This window comes from Thalassolituus sp. UBA6592, from assembly GCF_002433655.1.
GTDB lineage: Bacteria > Pseudomonadota > Gammaproteobacteria > Pseudomonadales > Oceanobacteraceae > Venatoribacter.
Window position 1 is genome coordinate 1 of record NZ_DJIO01000086.1, and the last position, 7,225, is coordinate 7,225.

The window sequence follows — 7,225 nt, forward strand, 5'->3', positions numbered from 1 at the left end:
TTGAGTCGGCTTTTTTGTGTCTGAAATCGGGGTTCCTGCGCAGGATGGTGCTGTCTTTTCTATTTTTCCTGTCTTTTTACCATTCCTGAATTCCTGATCATCTGGCCCCGGTGTCTTTAAACCTGTCCGCTCTGTCTGTGGATTTTCCTTTCAGCTGTCATTGATATCTCCTTCTGCTGTTCAGGTATTTATACCGTTATCTTTCAATTGCTCCCGGTTTTTAACACGGAGATGACAAAAGCTGCCATGGAGGATAGGGTTGTCGGCAGCAAACGGAGTATTTATGGCAAAGCAAATTCTGATTACTGGTGCGGGTCGTCGTCTGGGGAAGTTACTGGCTGAGCACTATCTTGCTCAGGGCTGGAAAGTGATCGCCCATTACAATAGTGCTTGTGAGCTGGCTGAGCACGATGCGCTGACGGTTATTCAGGCGGATCTGGCGGACCCGGCATCGGTTGGCGGTCTGTGTGCAGCGCTGGCGGAAATCGGTCCGTTGGATGCACTTATTCATAACGCTTCCTGTTTTGTTCCGGACAGGGCAGCAGAAGACCTGGTAGCGCATTTTGATCAGCACTGGCGCGTGCATGTCGCGGCACCAGCGCAGATTACGCAAGCGGTTGCCGGACAATGGGCAGAGAATGCCGCCATGATCAGCATCAGCGACATCTATGCTGATATTCCTAATCAGCGCTTCTCCGCCTATTGTGCGTCCAAGGCCGGTTTGCAGAACTGGTCATTAAGCATGGCGCAGCGGCTGGCGGGAAAGGTGCGGGTTAACGTGATTCAGCCTGGGCCAATTCAGTTTCTGCCTGAGCATGATGAGGCCTACCGGGAGATGGTGTTGTCGCAGTCATTGATCGGCAGGGAGTTGGGTTATGAAGCAATTACACAGGCCTGTGATTACCTGCTGTCCGCGCCTGCGGTCAGTGGTACGGTGATGCGAGTCGACGGTGGGCGTTTTGTTGCCAACCGTTACGATCAGACGTTTTCTTCCTGACGCCAGTACTGTTGCACTTCCTGATAGTAGCTTTCTTCCAGACTGGCGCTCAGGCAGTCACTGCTGGTGGCGCCGGCGCTGAGAATATCAATATCTATGGTGCGGTCTTTGACTTTTCGTGCCGGGGTTTTCGCTTCCCGGCCATGGCGGGATTCGATCGCCAGCAGATTTTCTTTTAATTCGTTTTCGTTAAAGTCGCTGGCCAGAACAACCAGCTGGTTGGTGAATGTTCCGGTAAAAGTGTCACCGACTGTGGTTGTTTCAATCGCTGGCGATACGCGTAATACCCGGCCAAGCGTCGACAATTCTTCCCGTGCGGATGGGATGTGAATCTCAGGTGAAATATTACTGCCGAGTCCCAACAGATAGTAACGTGAATAGCCCTGCATAAAATCCCTGAAAAACCGTATAAAAATTAAGAAAATATCTGGCTGAACTGCTCTTAGGATTCCGTTCAGGCCGCATTTAGTCAAGTCTCATCGTCTTAAAGTCTGAAATTAAATCGACGGGGTTGCCAATATTCCTGCCCCGCGCTTTATTGCCCAAAAGCAGATTTCATGGAGGAAATCTTATGGATTTAGTTTCCGCGTTTTTTCTTGCCGTTATTTTATTAACCGCTTCATATTCTGTTTGTGCTCAGTCTGTTGCGGATATCGTTGCAATCGCCAGCAGTACAAAATACAGCCCGCCGGCATTAATGCTTGCCCGGTCTTATCGCAAGGGAATGGCGGTTAACGGTTACCTGATCAGTGAAAAATTCGATGGTGTACGCGCTTATTGGAATGGGCATGAATTTTTGACCCGGTCAGGACGTGTTGTTAACACACCGGAATGGTTCACAGCAGAGATGCCGGATCAGAAATTGGATGGTGAATTGTGGTCGGGCCGCTCTCAGTTCAGCTGGCTGTCCGGGGTTATTCGCCGCTCACAGCCAGATGACAGCGATTGGCGCAACATTCGTTACGTGGTGTTTGATCTGCCGGCCAGTGATGCACCGTTTTATAAACGCTTTCAACAGATGAAATCTTTGCTGGAAAAGCGTGACCACAGCGTTCTGATGCTGGCGGAACAAACGCCGGCAGAAAGCGAAGAGCAACTTCAGATTCGGCTGCAGCAGGTTACAGAAGCCGGTGGCGAAGGCCTGATGCTGAAACGCGCAGATTCTTTGTATCAGGCGGGGCGGAGCGATGATCTGTTAAAGGTAAAAATCGCTGAAGACGATGAGGCAACTGTAATCGGTTACGTGCCGGGCGAGGGCAAATATCTGGGGTTAACCGGAGCTTTGCTCGTGCGCATGGATGATGGACGGGAGTTCCGTATTGGCAGTGGTCTGTCCGATGCTGAACGCACAGCTCCACCCTTACTGGGCAGCCGTATTACCTTTGCCTATAACGGCCTGACCAGCGGAGGCTTGCCACGCTTTGCCCGTTTTCTGCGTATTCGGCCTGAGGAGTAACGCCCGCCGTGGTAGCATATCGTTTTTATCGCCCGCACAGGAAAACTATGCCTGCCATTACCCGTCGCTCGCTGCCATCTGAATGGAATTTACCCGGCCTGCCACCTTTGTTGCAGCGTATTTATGCCGCCCGGGGCGTTACCTCAGCAGGCGATCTGGAACTGGGTTTGGGCGCATTGATTCCTTATCAGCAGATGAAAGGCATAGCTGACGCTGTGGAGTTACTGATTCCGGTTGTCACTGAAGGCAGGCGCCTGCTGGTGGTGGGTGATTTTGACGTTGATGGCGCGACCAGTACCGCATTGGCGATTCGTGCGCTGAGCATGCTGGGAGCTGCAGATGTTCAGTACCTGGTACCTAATCGCTTTGATTTTGGCTACGGCCTGTCGCCGGAACTGGTCGAAGTCGCGATTACCATGAAGCCCGATCTGATTATGACCGTGGATAACGGCATCGCTTCTGTTGAGGGTGTTAAAGCAGCGGCGGCGGCCGGAATTCCGGTGCTGGTTACAGATCACCATCTGCCCGGCGATACATTGCCGGATGCTGCCGCGATCGTGAATCCCAATCAGCCCGGTTGTCCTTTTCCTTCCAAGGCGGCCTGTGGCTGTACCGTGGTTTTTTATCTGATGCTGGCGCTGCGCGCAACTATGAAAGAGCGTGGTTTGCTGGCAGAGCCAGCACCGAATATGGGGCGTCTGCTGGATCTGGTGGCGCTGGCAACGGTCGCCGATGTTGTGCCGCTGGATCATAACAACCGCATTCTGGTGGAGCAGGGGCTACGCCGTATCCGTGCCGGTGCTGCCTGTGCTGGCATATTCGCTTTATTGCAGGTTGCCGGGCGCGAAGCTTCAAGGATTGTGTCCGCAGATTTTGGTTTTGCGGTAGGGCCGCGCCTGAATGCCGCCGGACGATTGGACGATATGTCGCTGGGCATTGAATGTCTGTTGACCGATGATCCGGTACGGGCGCTGAATCTTGCCCGTACCCTGGATGAGATGAATCGTGACCGGCGCACCATCGAGCAGGGAATGCAGGAAGAAGCGCTGAAATTTCTCAGTCAGTTCGACGAACAACAGGCTTTGCCGGTGGGCGTGTGTCTGTATCAGGCGGATTGGCATCAGGGCGTGATTGGTATTCTGGCGTCGCGTATCAAAGAAAAAGTCCACCGTCCGGTGATTGCTATGGCGGCTGGCGATGATGGGTTATTAAAAGGTTCTGCACGCTCTATTCCCGGGCTGCACATGCGTGATGCCCTCGATGAGGTGGACAAAGCAGTACCGGGTTTAATTAAAAAATTCGGCGGTCATGCGATGGCTGCCGGCATGACCATTGAGGCTTCTGGTTTCGCTGAATTTGCCCGTCAGTTTGATCGGGTCTGCCGCCGGCATCTCGATGAAGCCAGTCTGCAGGAGCAGATTGAAACCGATGGCTCACTGGATACTGCGGATTATTCGCTGGAGCTGGCGCAGCAGCTGAAGTGGAGTGGCCCGTGGGGTCAGCAGTTCCCGGAACCTGTATTCAGCGGGGTTTTTCGTATTGTGCAGCAGCGCATTGTTGGCGAGCGTCATCTGAAGCTGGTGTTGCAGCCGGACGGCAGCAATATGGTGCTGGACGCCATCTGGTTCAATATCGATGTAAAAAGCTGGCCCAATCATCAGGCGGATCAGGTGGAAGCGGTTTTTCAGCTGGATGTGAATGAGTACCGTGGTCGTCAGTCCGTGCAGTTGATGGTCAAAACCCTGCAGCTTTTATAAGCGTACAGCCGTTTTTATCAGATTTTGCGCCATCGGATTTATTAACGAAAACAGCGGTGAATTTTTCAAAGGAGAACAGGGATGCGGAAAGGAATTCTGCTGTTGTTAGTGTTTACCGGCGTAAGTCAGGCGGAAGTTTACCGCTGGACGGATGAGAAAGGACAGGTGCACTTTGGCGATAAACCTCCGGTGGTTAATGATTCTGTCGGGACTGTTGATCAGATTGATGAAAACAGCCTGACCCCAGATAACACCTTTGAGGCTCAGCATAAAAATTATCAGGGTAATGGCACTGATTATCGTGCTGTCGAGCAGCAAAGCAAGGCGGAACGCCGTGAGCGTCGTCTGCAGAAAGAAAAGCAGCAGGCCGCTGCGGATAAAAAACAGCGTCAGTGCCGTGAAGCACGTGATAATTATCGTCGTTACAATCTGATCGAAAAGCGTGCTGGGTCATTGCAGGAACTGATGAAGCAGCGCCAACAGCGTGATCGTTATAAAGATCGCATTAAGCGCTACTGTTATTAAGCGCTACTGTTATTGAAGGCAGCTATTGTAGAGAGCTGCGCGGTTTAATTGCGGCAGCTCCACTAATGCTCTAAGCAATTTGAAGCTCTGAATAATTTAATGCGCTCAGAACGTTAACGCTCTCAATACGAAGACCGGCACTGGTGACTGGCAGTGTGTAAGCCTGTATTCAGTCTTCGTGACCCAATACCTGCTGTTTAAAACGCTCACTCACCGGGTGATCGCCAATCCAGATTTTAAGCAGGGCATCGTTCAGTTTTTTACCTTTCACAGCGCCGCGCACCTGGCCGTCGATGGCAATGCGGGTTTCCTGCATCTCCGGAACCCATTCAATATAGCCCACGGTGCCTTCCACAAATTTATGATCAAACAGATTCGTCAGCTGTTGCAGGCTGTCATCCAGCTCGGCCATTTCCTGTTTGCTGATATTGATGGATAACCCGTCGTGGATGGCGTTGGTAAAACGTCGGGCACTTACGCGTGATGAGGTGACATAGAACGTCATGCGCCGGGCGATATCGGCGTCGACAATCTGTTCATCGTCGAGACCTGAATCAGCGACATAAAGCACGCCAACATAGCTTTCAACAAACCCATAAACTTTACGGATGGCGGCGCCACGCATGTTCATTTCCGGGTTGTCTTTGTTGGCAGGAATGATTTCAGGGATGTCGATGCCTTTGATGGTCACGGCATGGGCAAAAAAGGGCATTGCGATCAGAAGGATCAGCACGGAGAAGCGCTTCATAGACTTATTACCATTTATTGTTGTTTTGGATAATAGTCGCGCAAGGTTAGTGTGGAGCGGGGCAGTAATGCAAGCATTAGCAGGAAAAAATGACCCATTAAGAAAAAACCCGGCAATTGCCGGGTTTTTCAGGTCATTTACTCAGACTGGTTGGCGGGTTTTCCCCGGATCATCCAGGTGAGTTTCATCACCAGTATGTAGAACAGCGGCACGAAGAAAATCGCCAGGAACGTTGCTGCCAACATACCACCGATTACCCCGGTACCAATGGCCTGACGGCTCATGGCACCTGCACCTGTACTCAGGGCAAGAGGTGTTACACCCAGAATAAAGGCCAGCGAGGTCATGATGATCGGACGCAGACGCATACGCGCAGCTTCCAGAGTCGCCTCAACCAGTCCTTTACCCTGCTGAACCAGGGCCATGGCAAATTCAACGATCAGAATCGCGTTCTTCGCCGACAGACCGATGGTGGTCAGCAGACCAACCTGGAAGTACACGTCGTTACTCAGCCCACGGCCCGTTGCTGCAACCAATGCGCCCATGATACCCAGTGGCACCACCAGAATAACCGCGAACGGTACTGACCAGCTTTCATACAGAGCAGCCAGACAGAGGAACACAACCAGCAGCGAAATAGCGTACAGGATAGGTGCCTGCGAGCCGGACTGGCGTTCCTGATAAGACAGGCCGGTCCACTCGATACCGAAGCCTGGTGGCAGACGGGAAGCGATGGTTTCCATCGCGGCCATGGCATCACCGGTACTTGCCCCTGGCGCTGCAGCACCCTGAATGTTCACGGATGGTACGCCGTTATAACGCTCCAGCTGTGGCGAACCGAAGTCCCAGTGGGTAGAAGCGAAGGCGGTAAACGGAACCATCTCACCCTGGTTGTTACGTACATACCACTTCTCAAGGTCTTCCGGCAGCATACGTGCTGGTGCATCAGCCTGAACGTATACACGTTTCACACGGCCGCGGTCGACAAAGTCGTTAACGTAGGTACCACCCCAGGCGGTGCTCAGCGTGTTGTTTACGTCAGCAATGTTCAGACCCAGTGAGCGCACTTTCTCGAAGTCGATGTCGATGCGGAAAATAGGCGCATCCGGCATGCCGTTAGGGCGTACCTGAGACAGGACTCCTTTGAACTCATCACTGTAAGCCATGCCGATCATCATGCCCCGGGCCTGCATCAGTGCCTGGTGACCCTGGTTGTTACGGTCCTGCAGTTGAAGGTTGAAACCAGACGCTACACCCAGTTCCGGAATCGGGGGTGGGTTGATGGTGTAGATAGTCGCTTCTTTAATCTGCGACAGTGCACCATAGGCGCGGCCAATAATGGCCTGTACCGAAACATCCGGCGTGGTCCGCTCATCCCAGTGTTTGAGTTTTACGAACGACAGACCCATGTTCTGGCCCATACCGGCAAAGCTGAAACCGGAGATAGTAAAGATAGCTTCCACGCCCGGATCATTACGGAAGTGGTTCTGCATTTTTTCCATCACTTCCTGGGTACGTTCCATGGTGGCTGTTTCCGGCAGCTGCACCAGCGTAATCAGCACGCCCTGATCTTCTTCCGGCAGGAAGGAGGTTGGCAGACGCATGTAAAGCACAGCCAGAACAACCAGTACAGCAACATATACCAGCATCATGCGGATTGGACGGCTTACGGTTCCGCCCACGGCGCCGACGTAGCCGTTAGTCGCTTTATTAAAGAAGCGGTTAAACCAGCCAAAGAAGCC

7 protein-coding genes are annotated in these 7,225 nt (G+C 52.6%); 4 read left to right on the top strand and 3 right to left on the bottom strand.

Annotated elements, in window-relative coordinates:
- The first annotated feature begins 283 nt into the window (after window positions 1-283).
- Window positions 284-997, top strand: coding sequence for an SDR family oxidoreductase (locus tag B2Z72_RS08605; RefSeq protein WP_296982039.1), 714 nt, complete (start codon window positions 284-286; stop codon window positions 995-997).
- On the opposite strand, the gene B2Z72_RS08610 is transcribed toward B2Z72_RS08605, so the two are convergent.
- A complete protein-coding gene (locus tag B2Z72_RS08610; protein ID WP_296982041.1) occupies window positions 979-1,386 on the bottom strand; it encodes a 2-amino-4-hydroxy-6-hydroxymethyldihydropteridine diphosphokinase in 408 nt (135 codons plus the stop codon). The genes B2Z72_RS08605 and B2Z72_RS08610 overlap by 19 nt on opposite strands.
- Before the next feature lie 182 nt (window positions 1,387-1,568).
- Here B2Z72_RS08610 and B2Z72_RS08615 point away from each other — a divergent pair, with 182 nt between their 5' ends.
- The 3 genes from B2Z72_RS08615 (at window position 1,569) to B2Z72_RS08625 (ending at window position 4,735) form a co-directional block, all read left to right on the top strand.
- On the top strand, window positions 1,569-2,453 hold the full coding sequence (locus B2Z72_RS08615; RefSeq protein WP_296982043.1) for a DNA ligase: 885 nt from the start codon (window positions 1,569-1,571) through the stop codon (window positions 2,451-2,453).
- Between the two features lie 47 nt (window positions 2,454-2,500).
- Entirely contained in the window at window positions 2,501-4,210 is a 1,710-nt protein-coding gene (gene recJ / locus B2Z72_RS08620; RefSeq protein WP_296982045.1) for a single-stranded-DNA-specific exonuclease RecJ, read from the top strand.
- Window positions 4,211-4,291: 81 nt separating this feature from the next.
- Window positions 4,292-4,735: a DUF4124 domain-containing protein gene (locus tag B2Z72_RS08625; protein ID WP_296982047.1), complete on the top strand. Its 444-nt coding sequence runs from the start codon at window positions 4,292-4,294 to the stop codon at window positions 4,733-4,735.
- Between the two features lie 169 nt (window positions 4,736-4,904).
- Here the strand turns inward: B2Z72_RS08625 and B2Z72_RS08630 are convergent, their stop codons facing one another.
- A complete protein-coding gene (locus tag B2Z72_RS08630; RefSeq protein WP_296982049.1) occupies window positions 4,905-5,483 on the bottom strand; it encodes a chalcone isomerase family protein in 579 nt (192 codons plus the stop codon).
- A gap of 137 nt (window positions 5,484-5,620) precedes the next feature.
- Window positions 5,621-7,225 (bottom strand): efflux RND transporter permease subunit (locus B2Z72_RS08635; RefSeq protein ID WP_297004569.1); only part of this gene is annotated, 1,605 nt, incomplete at its 5' end.

Bases quoted from the DNA above. Each gene is read 5' to 3' on its own strand.
- B2Z72_RS08605 (WP_296982039.1), top strand. From the start codon at position 284: ATGGCAAAGCAAATTCTGATTACTGGTGCGGGTCGTCGTCTGGGGAAG.
- B2Z72_RS08610 (WP_296982041.1), bottom strand. From the start codon at position 1,386: ATGCAGGGCTATTCACGTTACTATCTGTTGGGACTCGGCAGTAATATT.
- B2Z72_RS08615 (WP_296982043.1), top strand. From the start codon at position 1,569: ATGGATTTAGTTTCCGCGTTTTTTCTTGCCGTTATTTTATTAACCGCT.
- recJ (WP_296982045.1), top strand. From the start codon at position 2,501: ATGCCTGCCATTACCCGTCGCTCGCTGCCATCTGAATGGAATTTACCC.
- B2Z72_RS08625 (WP_296982047.1), top strand. From the start codon at position 4,292: ATGCGGAAAGGAATTCTGCTGTTGTTAGTGTTTACCGGCGTAAGTCAG.
- B2Z72_RS08630 (WP_296982049.1), bottom strand. From the start codon at position 5,483: ATGAAGCGCTTCTCCGTGCTGATCCTTCTGATCGCAATGCCCTTTTTT.